Genomic DNA, 19,933 nt, shown 5'->3' with positions numbered 1-19,933 from the left:
ATTGTTGTGCGCAGAGGTAATATCGAGCTCACAGGGCAGGGTGTAGCATCCGGCATATTCCAGTGAAATACAGGACTACAGGTCGATCAGGATGGACAAACTTTCAAACATGTCGGTGTTCATAAAGGTTGTAGAGATGGGTAGCTTTACTGCCGTGGCAAACCATCTGGACTCCACGGTAGGGAATGTATCGCGGGCTGTTTCCGCTCTTGAAAAAGGCCTCGACGCCCGGCTGTTGCAGCGCTCCACTCGGAGGCTTTCGGTAACCGACGTGGGTCGTCGGTTTTATGAACGGTGCATCAAAATTCTGGCTGATCTTGAAAATGCGGAAGCGGAAGCGAGCAATGCGGCCTTGAAACCCAGAGGGACCTTACGCGTGCACTGCGTACCGGGACTGGCTCGGCAACTGGTAACCGGCGCGGCGCTGGAGTACCGCAAGCAATTCCCCGACGTGACCGTGGATTTGATGCTCTCGCAACGCATGCCGAACCTGCTGGAAGACCAGTTGGATGTTTCCATCCTGATTGCACGAACGCTGCCGGATTCAGCGTATGTCAGTCAGAAGATAGGCGTTAGCCATTGCATACTGGCGGCGTCTCCAGACTATCTTGCACGACATGGGGCGCCCGAGACGCCAGAAGAACTCTGTGGCCATCAGTGCCTGCTGCTGGGAACCGTGGATTATGTCCGAGATGAGTGGCAACTCAAGAGCAAGTCAGGTGACGCAACATTTTTCCCTACAGGACCAGGGTTCAGCGTAAATGACATGGACGCGATGGCGGTTGCCATAAGGGAGGGGGCGGGGATTGGTTTGCTGGCCGGGTTCACGGCCATCGACGATTTACGCTCTGGGAGGCTGGTGCGGGTTCTGCCTGACTATCATACGTTCGAGCGAAACGTTTATGCGGTCTACACCTCTCGCCAGTTTGTCGACGCGAAGATCACTCGCTTTATCGATGCGTTGAAAACCCGGGTGGGAACTCAACTGGCGAGCACCGCTCAAGAGCTGATCGATTGAAATCGCTGGGGTCATTCAAGCATTAGCATCTCGCCAACAGTCAATGAGCACGACAAGCCAGTCGGCAAACCCATTGACTGGCACCATTGCCATGCTGACGCGGTACTTTAAGCACAGAACAATCAGGTTATTCCAGATGCTCGGGTTTCACCGGGTCCCCCGACTTCATACCCAGCTGTGCCCTGACATCCTCGAACATCGAGTCGTAATTTTTGTGCATTGAACCGATGGCGCTGTACATCTTCGGTATGCCGTACTTCTCTGCGATTCGCGTGACGTTTCTACCAAAATTGTAGGCTTGATCCTTGGGCAGGAAGAATTTCTCTTCCATCTCATGGCCCTGGATAGTGCCGTGCATATTGAACAGGATGCCTTTACCTTCCTGTGGATCCTGCTGGACTTCATAGTCGATGCATATGTTGTAACTCACATCGTACTTGTTGAGTGCGTGGCGTTCGATGTGCAGATGTCCGGGTTCAAAGGTAGCCATTGTTATCTCTCCTTCAAAAAGACGGTAAAGCAGGAACGGCCTCAGGCCGGTCCCGGCGTTCTTTATTGGTAGCTGATGCCAGGTTTCGCTGTGCTGATGCGAGTGCCTGCGGTGCCCTGAACGATGGCCTCGATGTCCGACAGTGAGCCGATCACCGCGACTTTTCCGGTGTGGCGGGCGAACTCGCAAGCCGCCTGAACCTTGGGTCCCATGGAGCCTGCTGCAAAGCCGAGTTTTTCCATTTCGTCGGGGTGTGCCTGAGCGATGGCCTTTTGGCTCGGTTTGCCAAAGTCGATGTAGGCAGCGTTGACATCGGTGGCGATGACCAGCAGATCGCTTTCCAGCTGTTCGGCCAGCAGAGCCGAGCACAGGTCCTTGTCGATCACTGCTTCCACGCCTTGCAGTTTGCCGCTGGCACCATACAGGGTCGGGATACCGCCGCCCCCCGCGCAAATCACGATGCTGCCCTTTTCCAGCAGCCACTTTATCGGGCGGATTTCAAAAATACGTTTTGGCCTGGGGCTGGCGACTACGCGACGGAATTTGTCGCCGTCCGGGGCAATCGCCCAGCCTTTTTCGGCGGCGAGTTTTTCGGCCTCGGCCTTGCTGTAAACCGGGCCGATGGGCTTGGTCGGGTTTTGGAAAGCCGGGTCGTTGGCGTCGACTTCGACTTGGGTCAGCAGGGTGGCAAACGGTACTTCGAAGTCCAGCAGGTTGCCCAGTTCCTGTTCGATGATGTAGCCAATCATGCCTTCGGTTTCGGCGCCGAGAACGTCCAGCGGATAAGGCGAAACCGAGGTGTAGGCCGCCGCCTGCAGCGACAACAGGCCCACTTGCGGCCCGTTGCCGTGGGCGATGACCAGTTCATTGCCAGCATGAATCTTGGCAATTTGTTCAGTGGCGATCCGGATGTTGGCGCGTTGATTGTCCGCGGTCATGGGCTCACCACGACGGAGCAGGGCGTTACCGCCCAGAGCAACGACGATACGCATAATGCAGTCCTTCTAACGCTGAAATGGCAGACGCCCGCTCCAGGAGTCGGTTTGCTGGCGATGGCATCGGCTCGGTCCGTCAGATACACCGCAGTGATGCCATCGCCAGCAAGCGCGCTCCGGCAAGGGAGCCTGAAGGTTTTTAGATATCCGCCAACGCCGACACCAGAATCGCCTTGATGGTGTGCATGCGGTTTTCCGCTTGCTCGAACGCGATGTTGGCCGGCGACTCGAACACTTCTTCAGTCACCTCGACACCGTTGGCCAGGTGCGGATACCGCGCGGCGATGTCTTTGCCAACCTTGGTTTCGCTGTTATGAAAGGCGGGCAGGCAGTGCATGAATTTCACCCGCGGGTTGCCCGATGCCTTCATCATTTTCGCGTTGACCTGGTACGGCATCAGTTGCTCGATGCGCTCGTCCCACGCTTCCACCGGCTCACCCATCGATACCCAGATGTCGGTGTGGATGAAGTCCACGCCCTTGACCGCTTCCTGCGGGTCTTCGGTGATGGTGATGCGTGCGCCACTGTCTTCGGCGAAGGCTTTGCATTCGGCGATGAAGTCGGCGTGCGGCCATAGCGCTTTTGGCGCGGCAATGCGCACGTCCATGCCCAGTTTGGCGCCGATCATAAGCAGCGAGTTGCCCATGTTGTAGCGGGCGTCACCGAGGTAGGCGTAACTGATGTCATGCAGCGGCTTGTCGCTATGCTCGCGCATGGTCAGGGTGTCGGCGATCATTTGCGTCGGGTGGAACTCAGCGGTCAAACCGTTGAATACCGGCACACCAGCAAACTTGGCCAGCTCTTCGACGATCTCCTGTTCGAAGCCACGATACTCAATGGCATCGAACATCCGCCCCAGCACGCGGGCGGTGTCCTTCATGCTTTCCTTGTGGCCGATCTGCGACGAGACCGGATCGATGTAGGTGACGTGAGCACCCTGGTCGTGAGCCGCGACTTCGAAGGCGCAACGGGTGCGGGTCGAGGTTTTTTCGAAGATCAGCGCGATGTTTTTGCCTTTCAGGTGGGGACGCTCAGTGCCGGTGTACTTGGCGCGTTTGAGGTCGCGGGAAAGGTCCAGCAGGTAGTGCAGCTCGCGAGTCGTATGGTGCATCAGCGAGAGCAGGCTGCGGTTGCGCAGATTAAAAGCCATGATGGATCTCCTGGGTTTCGGTTATCCGCTGGCTTCGCGCTCTGAAAGCCCGAAGCCAGCCACAACATCAATAGTCGATAGGGTCGCGAATGATCGGGCAGGTCATGCAGTGGCCGCCGCCACGGCCACGCCCCAGTTCGCCGGCGCTGATAGTGATGACCTCCACACCGGCCTTACGCAGCAGAGTGTTGGTGTAGGTATTGCGGTCATAACCGATCACCACGCCGGGCTCCACGGCCACCACGTTGTTGCCGTCGTCCCATTGCTCGCGTTCGGCGGCGAAGCTGTTGCCACCTGTTTCAACCACGCGCAGCGCCTTGAGGTTGAGGGCCTTGGCCACCGTGTCGAGGAAGCTGGTTTCTTCGCGGCGAATGTCGATGCCGCCCGGCTTGTTTTCGTCAGGGCGAAGGGTGAAAGCGACAATCTGGTTGACCACTTCCGGGAAAATGGTTACCAGATCGCGGTCGCAGAAACTGAACACGGTGTCCAGGTGCATGGCTGCGCGGGACTTGGGCAGCCCGGCGACAATCACGCGTTCCACCGCTTTGTTACTGAACAGGCTGACCGCCAGTTGGCCTATCGCCTGGCGGGACGAGCGCTCGCCCATGCCGATCAACACCACACCGTTACCGATCGGCATCACGTCACCGCCTTCAAGGGTTGCGCTACCGTGGTCCTTGTCAGGGTCGCCGTACCAGATCTGGAAGTCGGCATTGGTGAACTCGGGGTGGAATTTGTAGATGGCCGTAGCCAGCAGGGTTTCCTGGCGACGGGCAGGCCAATGCATCGGGTTGAGCGTCACGCCGCCATAGATCCAGCAGGTGGTGTCGCGAGTGAATTGGGTGTTGGGCAGCGGCGGCAGGATGAAACTCGAATGGCCGAGGAAGTCGCGGAACATCTGAATGGTCTTGCCACCGAAGCTGTCGGGCAGGTCGTCGGCAGAGACGCCGCCAATCAGAAATTGGGCGATCATGCGCGGCTCCAGGCTGCGCAACCATGAGCTGGTTTCGTGGACCAGGCCGAGACCGACCGAGTTGGCGGTGATCTTGCGCTCCAGGATCCAGTCGAGGGCTTCGGGGATGGCGACGATGTCGGTCAGCAGGTTGTGCATTTCCAGGACGTCGACGTCGCGCTCGCGCATTTTGGTGACGAAGTCGAAGTGATCGCGCTTGGCCTGGGCGACCCACAGTACATCATCGAAAAGCAATTCATCGCAGTTGTTCGGGGTCAGACGCTGATGCGCCAGACCGGGGGAGCAGACCATCACTTTGCGCAGTTTTCCGGCTTCGGAGTGGACGCCGTACTTAACTTTTTGGGTGCTCATCACAATGTTCCTCCAGTACAAATCAGGCATTTCTTACAGGGTCAGGAAGCCGTCATACAGCCCATAGGCCGCTACCAAAGCGCCCACGACGACTGCGGCGAAAATCAGCTTCTCGACGTTGGTGAAAATCGGTTTATCAACTTCAAGTTTGGCCTTGGCGAACAGGATCGCGCCGGGGGCATAGAGCAGTGCAGAGAGCAGCAAGTATTTGACGCCGCCGGCATAGATCAGCCAGATCGCATAGATCAGAGCGACAGCTCCGATGAACAGGTCTTTTCTGCGTTCGGCCAGGGCGTTTTCGTAGGTTTCCCCGCGCACCGCCAGCAGCAATGCATAAGCCGCGGACCAAAGATATGGAACCAGAATCATCGAGGTGGCGAGGTAGATCAGTGACAAGTAAGTACTCGCCGAAAACAGGGTGATGATCAGGAACAGCTGCACCATCGCGTTGGTCAACCACAGGGCATTGGCTGGCACCTGGTTGGCGTTTTCCTTGCGCAGGAAAGCCGGCATGGTGTGGTCCTTGGCGGCGGCGAACATGATTTCAGCGCACAGCAGCACCCACGACAGCAGCGCCCCCAGCAGCGAGATGATCAGGCCAACGCTGATCAGCACCGCACCCCATGGACCGACCACATACTCCAGCACTGCTGCCATCGACGGGTTCTGCAGTTTGGCCAATTCCGGTTGGGTCATGATGCCCAACGACAGCACGTTCACCAGCACCAGGAACAACAGCACGATGACGAAGCCGAGTACGGTAGCTTTACCGACGTCGGAGCGTTTTTCTGCACGCGCCGAGAAGATGCTCGCGCCCTCGATACCGATGAACACCCACACTGTGACCAGCATCATGTTGCGCACCTGGTTCATCACGCTGCCCAGATCGGGGTTCTTCAAGCCCCATATGTCCGCGGTGAAGATATCCAGCTTGAACGCGAACAGCGCGATCAGCACGAACAGCAGCAGGGGTACGACCTTGGTAATCGTTGTCACCAGGTTGATGAACGCCGCTTCCTTGATCCCGCGCAGCACCAGGAAATGCACGGCCCACAGCAGTACCGAAGCGCCGATCACCGACGCAACCGTGTTGCCTTCGCCGAAAACAGGGAAGAAGTATCCGAGGGTACTGAACAGCAGAACGAAGTAACCGACGTTGCCCAGCCAGGCGCTGATCCAGTAACCCCAGGCGGACGAAAAACCCATGTAATCGCCGAATCCAGCCTTGGCGTAGGCATACACACCGCCGTCCAGGTCGGGCTTGCGATTGGCAAGGGTTTGAAAGACAAAAGCGAGGGTGAGCATGCCGACAGCGGTGATGGCCCAACCGATCAATACCGCTCCGACATCGGCGCTGGCTGCCATGTTTTGTGGCAAAGAGAATATGCCGCCACCGATCATTGAGCCGACTACCAGTGCCACCAGCGCGCCGAGCTTCAGTTTTACGGGGGACTCAGACATGAATGACTCCAATGGAGCAGAAAAGGTAAAGCAGGTTGTGCCATTCACTGTCGAGTCATCTGATTTAGATCAATGTATGGCCAGATACCCTTGCAGAACGGTCATCACGATCAGTTCTGTCCGGATCTTGAGGCCGTATTCTTTAATCAGAGGTTGGCGTTGCCCAGAAACGCCTGACGAAGAGTTTGACCTGAAGCAGTAGTGGTCAGCGGACGTTAATCGGGTATGCCTAGAGGCTGAAAATGGCTGTCGCAAGCGACCAGCAATTCGGAGTGACTACGCTGGTTGCAAGCCGGGGAAGGGGTCATGGAACTCGTCAGCGGGCCGTATCCACCGCTGATTAAGCGGCTTCTTTGACGTTGCCCAGGGAATTATCGCGCGAGATACGAAGTTCGCAAGTGAGCTTCAGTTGGCCTGGGTGTAGGGCAGAACGATGTCAAATCTGGCGCCGCCCAGGGTTGAAGCACCAACGGTGATTTTTCCGCCCTGGCATTCTATTGCCCGACGGCTAATGGCCAACCCCAGGCCAAACCCGCCGGTGACGCGATCCCTGCTTCTGTCCATGCGGTAGAACGGCTCGAATACCCGCTCCCGTTCATCCGCAGGTATCCCGATACCGTCATCCTCGACGCTGAAAAGCAGGCCAATGCCGGGTTGGCTTTTTGCGCTGACCCGCACCATGCGATCACAGTAACGAATCGCATTGTTGATCAGATTCTGGATGGATCGAGCGGTAAGTCGTGGGTCAAGTACGAAACGCTCGGAGGCCGTTTCGAAGTTCAGGATCAAGCTGAAGTGGCGGCTTTCCTGCTCTTCAATGAACCCACCCAGCACGCTGTCCAGGTAGGCTTGCATGGGGACTTCTTGGCGTTCCGGAATCTGGTACGGAGACTGCAGGCGGGTATAGGAAAGCAGTTCATCGATGAGCGTATCCAGCTCGCGGACATGATTGAGCATTTGTTCAAGGCGCAATTTGGTGGGCGGTTCCAACGGATCGGCCATGACCAGCGCCATGCCGAATTCCAGTCTCGACAGAGGGGTGCGCAATTCATGGGATACAGCGTTGAGCAGCTCCTGCTGTTGATTGAGCAGGCCTTCGATGTCCTGGGCCATTTTGTCGAAGACCTGGGCTAATTCGCCAATGTTGGAACTCGGCGAAATTTGCGTACGCTCTCCGAGATTGCCATTGCCCAACTTCATCGCCGTGCGCTTGAGCCGTTGCAGATCGCGCCAATGTGGCCACACCCAGATCAACAGGCAACCCAGCAGCGCGGCGCCGATCAGAATATTGATTAACCAGTAGATGATATTGATATCGACCGGCGGATCCGGTGAGACCAATTCGATCACATGATCTGCTGGCAGCAGCGTCAATGCAGTGCCCAGTTCGCCGTAAAACCCCCTGCGCACGGCGTTCTTGCCTTGTTCGAGTTCGGCTCGTTCAACCTCGCTCAAACTGGGGTCCGTCAGTGGGATCACTCTAAGTTGCAAAGGGGCAAAGTCTGCCTGTAGTTCGCGTTCCAGCGCTGCCCAGGCATCGCGGGGGGTCTGAGTGAAACGTACCTGGATCAACCGCAATGTGCCCTTGGCCTGCTGCTGGTTGTAGGTGACGGTGCGCTCGTCGAATAGCTTCAGGACCAGTTCCGGTACTGCATAGAGGGCGACGCCGTAGGTCACCAGCATGATCAGGTACAGCCGGGCGAGCATTTTGAACATGGTGATCGATCAACTATTGAGGTCAGGAGGAAGGGACGACAGGTGCACCAACAAGCTACTCGTCCCACTCGGATCGGCTCAGCAAGTAACCCTTGCCCCAGACGGTCTTGATCTTGCGCGGATCGCCGGGATCGTCTTCAAATTTACGCCGCAGCTTGGAGATGGCAACGTCAACGGAGCGGTCGATGCCGTTGAATTCGATGCCGCGCAACTGCTGGATCAACTGATCTCGACTCAAGACTTCGCCGACATGGGAGGCGAGCACCTGGAGCAGATTGTATTCACCGGAGGACAAGTCGACGTTCTTGTTCCGCCATTGCACCTGACGTTCAGCCAAGTCGATAACCAACTGCCCGAGCACTATTTGCTCTGGATTTTCACGGATAACAGCCGCGGTGCTGCGTCTCAACAGGGTGCGAATGCGGGCCAGCAATACCCGGGGCTCGCAAGGCTTGGCGACATAATCATCAGCCCCGGTTTCCAGGCCGAGTATCTGATCGTCACTCTTGTCTCGTGCGGTCAGCATGATGATTGGCAAGCCTAGGTTTTCGTCCCGCAACTGCCGGCAGACATGCAGACCATCAAGTCCCGGTAGCATCAGGTCGAGAATCACCAGGTCAGGGCGCAGCCGGTGCATGCCTTCAAGCGCGCGGTCGCCACGGTTGATCACCGTGACGTCGTATTCGAAGCGCTGGAGATAGCTGGCAATCAGTTCAGAGAGAGCCGCGTCATCCTCGACAAGCATAATCCTGGTCATTCTTTGGGCCATTTGAAAAGGGGGCAGCATAACCAAGGCATGCCGTGTGGATGCGAAGTCTTAACACTTCTTAACATCTTCCCAACACTTATTTACATGCGATTTGGGCGGTGTCTTTAGCATGGTGGGATATTCAGGGGAACGCCACCATGCCGTCTTTTTTTCGACTCGATCCATACCGTTTGCTGTTGTGTGTTGGTTTTGCCGTGTTGGCCGCCTGCAGTGAGCCTCCTGCCTCACAGGATATGCCGCCGCCTCAAGTGAGTGTCGAAACAGTAAAGACCCAACCCCTCACGATTACCACCGAACTCAATGGTCGTCTTGTGTCTCCGCGCACGGCAGAGGTTCGTGCGCGAGTGGCGGGCATCGTGCTGCAGCGGGTTTACCGCGAAGGCACTGATGTCAAACAAGGTGATGTTCTGTTTCGCATTGATCCGGCACCGTTTCAGGCCGATGTTGAGAGCGCCGAAGCCGCTCTGCGCAAGGCCGAAGCCAACCAGTATCAAACCAGGTTGCAGGCGGATCGTTATGCCGAACTGGTGAAAATCGATGCCGTGAGTCGGCAAGAGTCTGAAAACGCTCGCGCGGGATTTCTGCAAGCCCAGGCGGACGTGGCATCGACCCGCGCGGCGCTCAAACGCTCACGTCTGAACCTGGGCTACGCAACGGTAAGGGCGCCGATCTCCGGGCGTATCAGTCGAGCCATGGTCACTGAAGGCGCGCTGGTCGGGCAAGGCGATGCCACCGCACTGGCAACCATCCAGCAATTGCAGCCGATTTATGCCGACATCAATCAATCCACTCGGCAGATCAGCGAGCTACGTCGCGCGTTGCGCCAAGGCCAATTGCAGCAGCTGGATCGCGGGCAAATTACCGCCACGCTGATCCAGGAAGATGGCAGCCCTTATCCGTTGAAGGGCCAGTTGCTTTTTTCCGACCTGACGGTTGATCAGAGTACCGGCCAGATCGTCCTGCGTAGCGAATTCCCGAACCCCCAAAGTGAACTGCTTCCAGGCAGTTTCATTCGCGTGAAACTGGATCAGGCTCACGTAGCAGACGGTATCACCATTGCCCAGCGCGCGGTGCAGCGCGATGCCGCAGGCAAGGCGCTGGTCATGATTGTGGATGCTGAGGGGAAAACCCGGGAACGTGCCATCGAACTCGGCGGCGTGCAAAACAATCGCTGGATCGTGAAGGCCGGGCTCAACGCTGGTGATCGTGTGGTGGTGTCCGGCCTGCAGCATGTGCAGCCGGGTATCGCAGTCACGGCAGAAGAAGAGGGCGCGAAGTCGCCTGCCCGGGAGCAGAAGTAATGCCGCAGTTTTTCATTGATCGGCCGGTATTCGCCTGGGTCATCGCATTGTTTATTGTGCTGGCGGGCCTATTGGCAATCCCCAACCTGCCTGTCGCTCAGTATCCCAGCGTCGCGCCGCCACAAATCGAGTTGACCGCCACCTATCCCGGTGCATCCGCCCAGACCATCGACGAAAGCGTGGTCAGCCTGATCGAGCAGGAGCTCAACGGCGTTAATCATCTGTTGTATTTCAGCTCCAGCAGCAGTCAAGGCCAAGCCACCATGACGGTTACCTTCCAGCCGGGTACTGATCCCGAGATGGCCAAGGTCGACGTGCAGAACCGTTTGAAAGTGATCGAACCGCGCCTGCCTCGCGCGGTAAGCCAGCAGGGCTTGCAGATCGAAGAAACCTCTGCCGGTTTTCTGATGATCGCGACCCTGACTTCAACGGATGGGCGCCTGGATGAAATCGCCCTGAGTGATTACCTGGCTCGTAACGTGATCAACGAGCTCAAGCGGCTTGATGGCGTTGGTAAAGCGCAGTTGTTCGGTTCCGAGCGCGCCATGCGCATCTGGATCGATCCGCAAAAGCTGGTGGCTTTCAATCTGACACCTGCCGATGTCAGCCAGGCTATTTCCGAGCAGAACGTGCAGGTCTCAGCCGGCAGTATCGGCGACTTACCGTCTTCTACGGATCAAGAGCTGACCGCAACGGTCATGGTCAAAGGCCAGCTGACCACGCCTGAAGAGTTTGCCTCCATCGTACTCAAGGCCAATGCCAACGGTTCCAACGTGACCGTTGGGGATGTGGCAAGGGTTGAAGTCGGTGGCCAGAGCTATAACTTTGCGACTCGCCTGAACGGTAAGCAATCGGTTGCGCTGGGCGTGCAACTCGCACCGGCCGGTAACGCGATGAGCACGGCCACCCACGTGCGGGAAAAGCTCGACGAGCTGTCGAAGTATTTTCCGGCAGGGGTCAAATACGACATCCCTTACGATACGTCGCCGTTCGTGAAAGTCTCGATCACCAAAGTCATTCACACATTGCTTGAGGCAATGGTGCTGGTATTTATCGTGATGTTCGTGTTCCTGCAGAACGTCCGATACACCCTGATTCCAGCGCTTGTCGTACCCGTTGCACTCATGGGTACGTTTGCCGTGATGTATGTACTGGGGTTTTCGATCAACGTACTGACCCTGTTCGGCATGGTGTTGGCCATCGGTATCCTGGTGGATGACGCCATTGTCGTCGTGGAAAACGTTGAACGGCTGATGGTGCAGGAGGGGCTCTCGCCAAAAGACGCCACTCGCAAGGCAATGACCGAAATCAGCAGCGCGATCATCGGCATCACGCTGGTTCTGACGGCAGTGTTTATCCCCATGGCCTTCATGTCCGGCTCAGTCGGCGTGATCTATCAGCAGTTCTCGGTTTCCATGGCGGTTTCCATCGTGTTCTCGGCGTTCCTCGCCCTGAGCCTGACCCCCGCGCTGTGCGCGACGTTGCTCAAGCCGATTGCAGCAAACTCGCATCACGAGAAGAAAGGCTTTTTTGGCTGGTTCAATATTCGTTTCGAGCGAATGAGCGACGCTTATGAAGGCTGGGTCAGCAAAGCGGTTCGGCAATTGGGCCGCTACATGCTGGTATTCGTGGTGCTGGTGGGCATCATGGGGCTCTTGTTTACCCGTCTGCCATCTTCATTCCTGCCGGTTGAAGACCAGGGTTATACCATCACGGACGTCCAGTTACCGGCTGGTGCGAGTCAGAACCGCACCATTGAGATTGCCAAACAGATTGAGGCACACAACGCCAACGAACCCGGTATCGCCAATACGGTGATGATTCTTGGTTTCAGCTTTTCCGGCAGTGGGCAGAACGCGGCGCTAGCGTTCACGACCTTGAAGGACTGGTCCGAGCGAGGAGCAGCGGACTCGGCCCAATCCATTGCCGATCGTGCCAGCGCCGTATTTTCCGCCTTCAAAGACGCCATGGTGTTCAGCCTGCTGCCACCTGCGGTGGAAGGTCTGGGCACGTCGGGTGGCTTTGAATTGCGCTTGCAGGACCGTGGCGCGCTAGGCTACGACGCGTTGCGCCAGGCCCGTGACGAACTGCTTAGCAAAGTCAGCGAAAGCCCCATTCTGCAAAACGTACGCGAATCTGCTCTGGCTGAAACGCCTCAGGTCAACATTGAGGTTGATCGTCAGCAAGCCAACGCCATGGGCATTTCGTTTACCGATATTGCCAACGTGTTGTCCACCTCCCTGGGGTCGGCCTACGTCAATGACTTCCCGAATCTTGGCCGCATGCAGCAGGTGATCGTGCAAAGCGAGGGTGATCGTCGCCAACAGGTCGAGGACATCCTGAAACTCGAAGTCAAAAACAGCCAGGGTCGCATGGTGCCGGTTTCAGCATTCTCCAGGGTCAACTGGGAGCGAGGTCCGGCTCAGCTCGATCGTTACAACGGCTATCCCTCAGTGAGTCTGTCGGGCGAGCCATCGCCGGGTCACAGCACCGGTGAGGCCATGGACGAGATGGAACGTCTGGCATCCGCGCTGCCATCGGGCTTCGCCCTGCAGTGGACGGGTTTGTCCCTACAGGAACGTATTTCGGGCGGTCAGGCTCCGTTGCTGCTCGCCTTGTCGATGCTGGTGGTGTTCCTGTGCCTCGCGGCGCTCTACGAAAGCTGGGCTATTCCAGCGGCCGTATTGCTGGTCGTGCCGTTGGGTGTGATCGGCGCGGTGTTGGCAGTGACGTTGCGCGGCATGCCGAACGATGTGTTTTTCAAAGTCGGGCTGATCACCATCATTGGCCTGTCGTCCAAGAACGCGATCCTGATCATCGAGTTCGCCAAAAGTCTTCACGATCAGGGCATGGGGCGGGTCGAGGCGAGCATTCAGGCTGCGCGTCTGCGCTTGCGCCCCATCATCATGACCTCGCTGGCATTCATCCTCGGCGTGGTGCCACTGGTTTTGGCCTCGGGGGCAAGTTCTGCCAGCCAACAGGCCATCGGCACTGGCGTCATCGGCGGCATGCTGACGGCGACGCTCGCCGTAGTGTTCGTACCCGTGTTCTTCGTGATGGTGATGGGTATTGTGGAAAAGGTAAGGCCTGGAAAGGCGTCCGAAGCTCCGACTAAAGAGGCGAAAACCAAAAAATCTCAGCCCGAAGAAGCTCCAAACCCAACTAGACAAGGCTCATGAATAAGTTGCCTTTGCTGATTATTGCCCGGGTGCTGACAACCCGCCGCAACGGAAACCATTGTGAGAAAAGGATGAGCTATTTTGCCTGCTAGAACTGCAAACCGCTGGTTGGTATTGCTGGCGGTGATATTGGCTTTTCTGCCTATCGTCCTCGATATGACCATTCTTCATATCGCGGTACCGTCGCTGACACTTGCGTTACAGGCGACTGGAACGCAGGTGCTGTGGATCATCGATATCTATCCGTTGCTGATGGCCAGTCTGCTGATCCCCATGGGCACGCTGGCGGACAAGGTCGGGCATCGACCCATGTTGATGCTGGGCCTGGTTATTTTCTGCGTCGGTTCAGTGCTCGCCGCCTGTTCGCCAAGCGCTACGGCGTTGATTGGTGCGCGGGCATTCATGGCGTTTGGGGGCGCGATGGTCATGCCTTGTACGCTGGCCATTGTCCGGCAGACGTTCAAGGATGAAACCGAGCGCGCGACGGCGTTGGGTCTGTGGGGGGCAGTGGCGTCCGCTGGCGCTGCTGTAGGGCCACTTGCCGGTGGAGCGCTTCTGGAACATTTCTATTGGGGCTCGGTATTTCTGATCAATGTGCCGGTGATGCTTATCGTAATGCCGATGGCATTTGTCTACCTTCCGCGCAGACCTGTATTGACCGGCGCCACTTGGCCAATAGGCCAGGTGCTCCTTCTGATCATGGGCATCATGGCGACCGTTTACGCGCTCAAGTCGGCATTCAGGACTGGCAACTCCGTGTTGGGAAGCGCTGGATGCTTCGTCTTCGGCATGTTCATGTTGGTCTGGTTCGTACGCAAACAACTGCGCTCAGCCGATCCCATGCTTGACTTGAAGCTCTTCTACATTCCTGCCATCAGTGCTGGCGTCGTCATGGCATTTGTTGTCATGGGGGCATTGGCCGGAGTCGAGTTGATGCTGGCTCAGGAGCTGCAGTTTGTGCTCGGACGAACTCCTCTGCAGGCAGGGCTGTTCATGCTGCCGTTGATGATCGGCTCTGCGATTGGCGGGCCACTTGCGGGCCGGATTGTTCGTGCGATCGGCTTGAGGTCGATTGCTACGCTTTCACTGGTGATTTCGAGCGCAAGCCTCGCTGGCCTGGCAGTCAGCAGCCTGGGAAGTGGCGGCGCGATTGTCGTTGTACTGCTGACGACCCTGGGACTTGCGCTCGGCATCGGCATGACCGCGTCTTCGGTGGCAATCATGAGCAATACGCCTATGGAGAAGGCTGGTTCTGCCGGAGCGCTGGAAGCAACCAGTTACGATCTTGGCTCAGGGCTGGGCATTACCGCCTTCGGTGTTGTCATGGCAGCCAGTTATGAAAAATCGATACAGCTACCACAGGATATCCCGGCATCCCTCTTCGAAACCGCTACCCGCTCCATTGGCGAAACGATGATTGCGGCGAAAGCGTTAGGGGGCGAACAGGCACAGCAATTGGTGAAGGCCGGTCAGATAGCCTTCAGCTCTTCGCACAGTATCGTTCTACTTTCAGCTGCTGTGCTGATTGGGTTTCTGGGTATTGGAGTCTGGTTCGTGTTGCGCAAGGTTTGAAGCAGGTCTTTGTGGATTTTCAGGGCGCAGAATTCTTTCCCCTGACTTTTCGGCAATTCCTCACCGCTCAGCCTCCTCAGGGCAGTGCACGCTGATGAGTTGCGCGTTGTACACGTAAAAATAGGTAATGTAGGTGCAGTTCATCCGGGCGATCTCGGTCTCCAGTGCTTTCCCGCGCCCTGTGATGTCGGTATCCAGATTGACGTGGGACACCAATACCGAAAAGTCGGCCACCTGCCTGTGGCTCAGCATCTCCACAAGCGACGCGTCATATTCGGCCTGGGCGCGAGAAGGGTCGCGCTGGTGAGTCAGCTCGTCATAAACCCGCACATACTGGTGTTTGTTGAGTTGCGGAAGCAGTAAAGAATAATACTCGAGGGACGGCTGAGCATCGGGATAAACGAGAAAACGGGTGGGCGGCATATCCGCGATGAAACGGTAAAAATGATTGTTATCGACGTATTCGTAGTTAACGCCCTTGACGACACTCCCCCCCATCTTTATCGCCTGAAGTGAAACGATACCCAGCAGGAGCCAGCCAAGCCCCTTGATATATGTTTTCGGGCTAGCCGCAAACCCCAGAATCGCCAGGCTCACAATGACCAGGCTGAACGGCGCAAGCCAGATCAAATGTCTGGAAGTGTTCACAGGGTAAAACCCGGTGATCCGGCCAACGACCACAAATGCTACCAACCCGATGAAGAATAGGTTCAGCTTGAATGCAAAACCCCGATGCCTGCTGAACAGAAGCGCGGTACTGGCGATGCCTGAAGTCACCAGCAAGGCTTTGCCATAAGCGCCTACGACAGCTTTGGCAAGGATTGGCAGGGATCCCAGGGCGGAACTGGCGTAGAAATTCTGGTAATTCCCGATCTGATAGAGGGTGAGGCGCTTCATGAATACGTACTCGGCCGCGACCACTATCGTGCAGATCCCAACAACGGCTAATTTACGAAGTAAAGTTTTATCCCAAGGTTGTTTGACGCACATTAAAAGTCCATAGACTAATAGCCCGCTCGATACGACCAAAGTGGAAAACCCCATCATGCTGACCGCTGCTGCCATAGCAGCGGGCCAATAAGGGCTTTGATGCGCCTCTGCTTTATATATCGAAAAAATGGCCAGAAAGCTCGCGCAGACCTCCAGGAAATAATGTTTGAGCTCGGTTAAGTAGAGTCCAGTCGAAAATTCATGACTGATGAGAACCAGCAAGAAGACCGGAACTCCCCATCGGTAACGTTTGAATATCAAAAGAATCGGAGAGATCAATAGGCAGGAAAGCAAAAGCACCGCTATTCGCAGTGCTCTGATGTCATATTCAACGATGCTCATTGCCGCCTTGAAAAACAGCGAGGCGAATGTCGGTTCGGCCTGGTCGTAGTAGGTCAACGGTTTGAAGAAATCACCGGGGCTTTTCAGTTCCATGACAGCTTTAAGCAACATTGCCTCATCGACCCACACTGAACGTGTGACAAGGGTGGCGAACTCACATGCTAGCAATGTGATACACAGCAACATCGCCATACGCGGCAAATCAATGGACCTCTGCATCAGCCTTCTCCATCAGATCGTGCTAGCTCTCGTTACTGCGGAAGCTTTCGTAAGAACGAATTTGCACAACAACGATCAGTACGAAACGGCACGTACGAACTTCCAGGCAAGGATTAATCAAGCAAAAGGACCGGAAAGCTAACTCTGGTCGTCTTCCATTGATCGTTGTTTCATTTCTGAGAATTCTTCAGGAGTTGCAACTGCGCAGATGATGACAACACCCATCGACTCGGTCGATGGATGTTGTGAAGAAAAGTAAACGTCTAAACTTTTAATAACTAGTGCTGCTGTTTATGGCTTGGCGTTATAAGTGGCGCATTGAGACAGGCATAAAACTGTGGCGAAGCATCAGGCGCAGCTTATCCGCAACAGTGCACGCGCGGCTTTGAATACGCAACGATAAATTCATTGGATTGTTGAATGGCTGCTCTGCCAAGCGTTGGAATTAGAGCGTCAATTATTGAACGCTTCTGCTTGCCTCACGGAAACCCAACTGTTACGAGCTTACGCTGAAAGGAAATCGTCCACAGATTTAACGGTTCCATAACCGAACTCCACCGCCGCCATTATCGTTGCATGTGCGTGAGCTGCGGGTACGTTGACTCCGCGAAATGAAAGATCAAGTGTGGCGCAAGCGTCATGCAGCACAGTCACCGGATACCCCATATCCACGGCAGCGCGTACCACAGCGTCGATGCACATGTGGCTCATCGCACCCACGACCACAATCTCTTGAACACCGAGGGTATCCAGCTGATTCTTGAGATCGGTGTCTCTGAAGGCATTGATGTGTTTTTTGACGATCACGGGTTCTTGATTCTCAGGCGTGACTGCGGGCTGAATTTCCGCGCCGATGGATCCCTTTATAAATATCGTGGCGTCCTCATCATTCGATTCATGCCGGATGTGAAAAACGGGAATGCCTGAGCTTCGAGCATGGCTTATCACCCGGCTAGCATTTTCCACAGCCGCTTCTATACCGGTCAAAGGCAATTTGCCGGTCGGCAAATATTCGTTTTGCAGATCCACTACCACAAGACCTTGTTTCATACACGATCTCCAGTCACGTTATTAAAGCGATGATGTCGTTTAACTGATACTCAGCGTTTCTCTCCATGCAGTGCAAGAGTGGGCTGTCAGCTACATCATTTTTGCTGAGTGTCACGAAGCTCACCAGTGGCCTGAATGACACAATTCGATATAATCAGGCCATTCGACGGGTTGTCCCCGATTGGCGGGCAGGGCTTGATAGACACACTCCATATGCGCAAAGACGTCCCAACGGACGCTTGTTCATCAATTCCTGCGTGTGTCCGGTGTAAGCACACGGCCCAATGCGAGGCTGCCTGATGCAATCAATACAGGTTGCTGTTCTAGCGTTTGACGGCGTAAGCCTGTTTCATCTTTCTGTGCCTGGCGTTGTGCTCGGGACGGCTCAGTCCACGATTGGAAAGCCTCAATATCAGGTCAGCTACTGCGCTGAGTCGCCTGGTATGGTGAGTAGCGACCAAGGCATCGGCTTAGAGGTAAGTCATGGTCTGGAATTGATGAGGGCATCCGACGTAATCGTTATTCCTGCGTGGGGCGATCAGTCAGTCACTGCCTCTGCACCGCTTGTGCAGGCTTTGCAGCTCGCTAATGCGCAAGGAAAACTCATCGTCGGGTTATGTCTGGGGGCGTTTGTGCTGGGCGATGCCGGGCTACTTGATGGCAAAGAGGCAACCACTCATTGGGCAGCCAGAGACGAATTTGCGCGACGCTTTCCTGACGTTCGCTTCAGGCCCGAAGTGCTCTATGTCAGCGATGGCAATATCGTGACCTCCGCGGGAACCGTAGCAGCAATCGATTGTTGTCTGGATCTGGTACGCCAGCGGCTGGGCGCGGAGGTGGCGAATCGCACCGCGAAGATGCTGGTGACACCGCCGCATAGGCAGGGAGGCCAGGCTCAATATGTAAACCATCCTGTGCCTCAGTTATCCAGCGAAACTCATTTGTCTGAGGTACTGGCGTGGGCCCGCATACACCTTGCCGATCATCTCTCGCTTGACCTCCTTGCAGACCGGGCAAAAATGAGTAGGCGCACCTTTACTCGACGGTTTAAGCAAGCCACCGGTACTACCGTATCGAGATGGTTAAGCGCGGAGCGAGTAGCCAGAGCGCAGGCGTTACTGGAAACCACTGAATTATCGATTGAATGCATTGCGGTTGAAGCAGGTTTTGGGACGCCCCTCTCTTTAAGGCAACAATTTGGCGCTCAACTGGGGACATCACCCTCTGACTACCGGAAGATGTTTTGCCTCGGGATGAATCAGAAAAAATGAGCAAAATACAATGTTTGTTCTTGCGACGGGGCACTCGTGTCCTATCTCTCCCAGGACCAACCTGTCTGGTTCCAGAAAGCGCGAGGTTTGAGTCAGCATCTCTTGCGTTACGCCGCCTGGTTGCACCTCCAGCCGAGCAAGGAAATAATTTCGCGCCCTAGAAACACCAGAGCGGATCCTGCCCCATCGTTGCCGTCGCCCATTCCGTAAAAGCCCGCACTCGCGCCGACAGCCGCCGCGAATAGGGGTATACCAAACTCATCGGCATGCTCGCCAAACTCCACTCCGGCAATAGCTGCACTAACCTGCCATCCGCCAATAATGCCTGCGCTTCGCACAGCGGGACGGCAACGAAGCCCAATCCCGCTTCCACCGCCGCCATATAAGCGCCGCCGCTGTTAAAGCGCATCGCCGGTGTCTGTTCGATCAGAACGCTTTCATCACCGCAGCTCAAGCGCACCGGGTTCTGCCGACCGCTGGCGGGAAACACAAAGGCTAGAAAGCGCAGCCGCGCGAGGTCTTGCGGGCTGACTACTGGTGGATTTTCATTCAGGTAGAGAGGCGACGCGCACAGTACGAACCGCATCTGGCCAATGGGCTGGCACACCAGATCCGGGTCGGTGACCACGCCGCCGCGGATGGCGCAGTCGACGCCTTCCTGTACCAGGTCCACCACCCGCTCGCTGCAGCCCAGGTCCAGCTGGATATCCGGGTATTGGCCAACAAACCCTGGCAGCGCGGGGATCATTAAAAAACGCCCGACGGGCGAGGGCATATCCACTTTCACTTTGCCCTGTGCCACGGTGCGCGTTTGCGAGACGCTGGCTTCCAGCTCGTCAATATCTTCCAGCACGGTGCGCGCCCGCTCGTAGTAGGCGGCGCCGTCGGTGGTGGCGATCACTCGGCGTGTAGTGCGGTGCAGTAGCTTCACACCCAGCTGGTTTTCCAAGGCTTGGATCTGGCCGGACAGCGTGGTTTTAGCTGTCGCCAGCGCCTCGGCGGCACGGGTGAAGCTGCCCAGTTCAACGATGCGGCAGAACGCGCGCATCGCGTCGAGTCGGTCGAAAGCCATGATTGTCCGGATAG

General features: G+C 56.3%; 15 protein-coding genes. 5 read left to right on the top strand and 10 right to left on the bottom strand.

Annotation, left to right across the window (positions count from 1 at the left end; all coding sequences use genetic code 11):
• Positions 1 to 91: 91 nt before the first annotated feature.
• Positions 92 to 1,018, top strand: a complete 927-nt coding sequence (locus IV01_RS06465; RefSeq protein WP_032630361.1) for a LysR family transcriptional regulator — start codon at positions 92 to 94, stop codon at positions 1,016 to 1,018.
• Positions 1,019 to 1,145: 127 nt separating this feature from the next.
• Here the strand turns inward: IV01_RS06465 and IV01_RS06470 are convergent, their stop codons facing one another.
• The 7 genes from IV01_RS06470 to IV01_RS06500 form a co-directional block, all read right to left on the bottom strand.
• On the bottom strand, positions 1,146 to 1,508 hold the full coding sequence (locus IV01_RS06470; RefSeq protein ID WP_032630360.1) for a DUF5064 family protein: 363 nt from the start codon (positions 1,506 to 1,508) through the stop codon (positions 1,146 to 1,148).
• A gap of 62 nt (positions 1,509 to 1,570) precedes the next feature.
• On the bottom strand, positions 1,571 to 2,500 hold the full coding sequence (gene arcC, locus IV01_RS06475; RefSeq protein WP_032630359.1) for a carbamate kinase: 930 nt from the start codon (positions 2,498 to 2,500) through the stop codon (positions 1,571 to 1,573).
• A 142-nt stretch (positions 2,501 to 2,642) separates the two neighbouring features.
• Positions 2,643 to 3,653: an ornithine carbamoyltransferase gene (locus tag IV01_RS06480; RefSeq protein ID WP_032630358.1), complete on the bottom strand. Its 1,011-nt coding sequence runs from the start codon at positions 3,651 to 3,653 to the stop codon at positions 2,643 to 2,645.
• A gap of 67 nt (positions 3,654 to 3,720) precedes the next feature.
• Positions 3,721 to 4,977 carry an arginine deiminase gene (arcA, locus tag IV01_RS06485; RefSeq protein WP_032630357.1) on the bottom strand — a complete coding sequence of 419 codons (1,257 nt, stop codon included), beginning with the start codon at positions 4,975 to 4,977 and terminating at the stop codon, positions 3,721 to 3,723.
• Positions 4,978 to 5,010: 33 nt separating this feature from the next.
• Entirely contained in the window at positions 5,011 to 6,438 is a 1,428-nt protein-coding gene (arcD, locus tag IV01_RS06490) for an arginine-ornithine antiporter (protein WP_032630356.1), read from the bottom strand.
• A 405-nt stretch (positions 6,439 to 6,843) separates the two neighbouring features.
• Positions 6,844 to 8,154, bottom strand: a complete 1,311-nt coding sequence (locus IV01_RS06495) for an ATP-binding protein (RefSeq protein ID WP_032630355.1) — start codon at positions 8,152 to 8,154, stop codon at positions 6,844 to 6,846.
• 55 nt (positions 8,155 to 8,209) lie between these two features.
• Positions 8,210 to 8,911 (bottom strand): response regulator, encoded by a 702-nt coding sequence (locus tag IV01_RS06500; RefSeq protein WP_032630354.1) that lies wholly within the window; start codon positions 8,909 to 8,911, stop codon positions 8,210 to 8,212.
• Positions 8,912 to 9,060: 149 nt separating this feature from the next.
• Between IV01_RS06500 and IV01_RS06505 the strand changes: the two genes are divergently transcribed.
• The 3 genes from IV01_RS06505 (at position 9,061) to IV01_RS06510 (ending at position 14,975) form a co-directional block, all read left to right on the top strand.
• A complete protein-coding gene (locus tag IV01_RS06505; protein ID WP_032630353.1) occupies positions 9,061 to 10,224 on the top strand; it encodes an efflux RND transporter periplasmic adaptor subunit in 1,164 nt (387 codons plus the stop codon).
• On the top strand, positions 10,224 to 13,403 hold the full coding sequence (locus IV01_RS0125385) for an efflux RND transporter permease subunit (protein ID WP_050507851.1): 3,180 nt from the start codon (positions 10,224 to 10,226) through the stop codon (positions 13,401 to 13,403). The genes IV01_RS06505 and IV01_RS0125385 overlap by 1 nt, the downstream gene beginning before the upstream one ends.
• An 81-nt stretch (positions 13,404 to 13,484) precedes the next feature.
• On the top strand, positions 13,485 to 14,975 hold the full coding sequence (locus IV01_RS06510; RefSeq protein ID WP_080290367.1) for an MFS transporter: 1,491 nt from the start codon (positions 13,485 to 13,487) through the stop codon (positions 14,973 to 14,975).
• A 60-nt stretch (positions 14,976 to 15,035) separates the two neighbouring features.
• On the opposite strand, the gene IV01_RS06515 is transcribed toward IV01_RS06510, so the two are convergent.
• Entirely contained in the window at positions 15,036 to 16,526 is a 1,491-nt protein-coding gene (locus IV01_RS06515) for a hypothetical protein (protein ID WP_032630351.1), read from the bottom strand.
• 504 nt (positions 16,527 to 17,030) lie between these two features.
• The gene (locus IV01_RS06520) at positions 17,031 to 17,576 is read right to left on the bottom strand and encodes a cysteine hydrolase family protein (protein ID WP_032630350.1); all 546 of its coding nucleotides are present in this window, start codon (positions 17,574 to 17,576) and stop codon (positions 17,031 to 17,033) included.
• A 299-nt stretch (positions 17,577 to 17,875) separates the two neighbouring features.
• Between IV01_RS06520 and IV01_RS06525 the strand changes: the two genes are divergently transcribed.
• On the top strand, positions 17,876 to 18,847 hold the full coding sequence (locus IV01_RS06525) for a GlxA family transcriptional regulator (RefSeq protein ID WP_032630349.1): 972 nt from the start codon (positions 17,876 to 17,878) through the stop codon (positions 18,845 to 18,847).
• 157 nt (positions 18,848 to 19,004) lie between these two features.
• Here the strand turns inward: IV01_RS06525 and IV01_RS06530 are convergent, their stop codons facing one another.
• Positions 19,005 to 19,919, bottom strand: coding sequence for a LysR family transcriptional regulator (locus IV01_RS06530; protein WP_032630348.1), 915 nt, complete (start codon positions 19,917 to 19,919; stop codon positions 19,005 to 19,007).
• Between the last annotated feature and the right edge of the window lie 14 nt (positions 19,920 to 19,933).

Origin of the sequence: Pseudomonas syringae (assembly GCF_000737245.1) — a bacterium.
GTDB lineage: Bacteria > Pseudomonadota > Gammaproteobacteria > Pseudomonadales > Pseudomonadaceae > Aquipseudomonas > Aquipseudomonas syringae_J.
This window is presented reverse-complemented; position numbering and strand designations above follow the sequence as displayed.

Excerpts from the sequence above, each read along its gene's own strand:
- arcC (WP_032630359.1), bottom strand. The coding sequence starts at position 2,500 with ATGCGTATCGTCGTTGCTCTGGGCGGTAACGCCCTGCTCCGTCGTGGT.
- IV01_RS0125385 (WP_050507851.1), top strand. The coding sequence starts at position 10,224 with ATGCCGCAGTTTTTCATTGATCGGCCGGTATTCGCCTGGGTCATCGCA.
- IV01_RS06515 (WP_032630351.1), bottom strand. The coding sequence starts at position 16,526 with ATGCAGAGGTCCATTGATTTGCCGCGTATGGCGATGTTGCTGTGTATC.
- IV01_RS06530 (WP_032630348.1), bottom strand. The coding sequence starts at position 19,919 with ATGGCTTTCGACCGACTCGACGCGATGCGCGCGTTCTGCCGCATCGTT.
- IV01_RS06505 (WP_032630353.1), top strand. The coding sequence starts at position 9,061 with ATGCCGTCTTTTTTTCGACTCGATCCATACCGTTTGCTGTTGTGTGTT.
- arcD (WP_032630356.1), bottom strand. The coding sequence starts at position 6,438 with ATGTCTGAGTCCCCCGTAAAACTGAAGCTCGGCGCGCTGGTGGCACTG.
- arcA (WP_032630357.1), bottom strand. The coding sequence starts at position 4,977 with ATGAGCACCCAAAAAGTTAAGTACGGCGTCCACTCCGAAGCCGGAAAA.
- IV01_RS06500 (WP_032630354.1), bottom strand. The coding sequence starts at position 8,911 with ATGACCAGGATTATGCTTGTCGAGGATGACGCGGCTCTCTCTGAACTG.
- IV01_RS06465 (WP_032630361.1), top strand. The coding sequence starts at position 92 with ATGGACAAACTTTCAAACATGTCGGTGTTCATAAAGGTTGTAGAGATG.
- IV01_RS06520 (WP_032630350.1), bottom strand. The coding sequence starts at position 17,576 with ATGAAACAAGGTCTTGTGGTAGTGGATCTGCAAAACGAATATTTGCCG.
- IV01_RS06495 (WP_032630355.1), bottom strand. The coding sequence starts at position 8,154 with ATGTTCAAAATGCTCGCCCGGCTGTACCTGATCATGCTGGTGACCTAC.
- IV01_RS06480 (WP_032630358.1), bottom strand. The coding sequence starts at position 3,653 with ATGGCTTTTAATCTGCGCAACCGCAGCCTGCTCTCGCTGATGCACCAT.
- IV01_RS06470 (WP_032630360.1), bottom strand. The coding sequence starts at position 1,508 with ATGGCTACCTTTGAACCCGGACATCTGCACATCGAACGCCACGCACTC.
- IV01_RS06525 (WP_032630349.1), top strand. The coding sequence starts at position 17,876 with ATGCAATCAATACAGGTTGCTGTTCTAGCGTTTGACGGCGTAAGCCTG.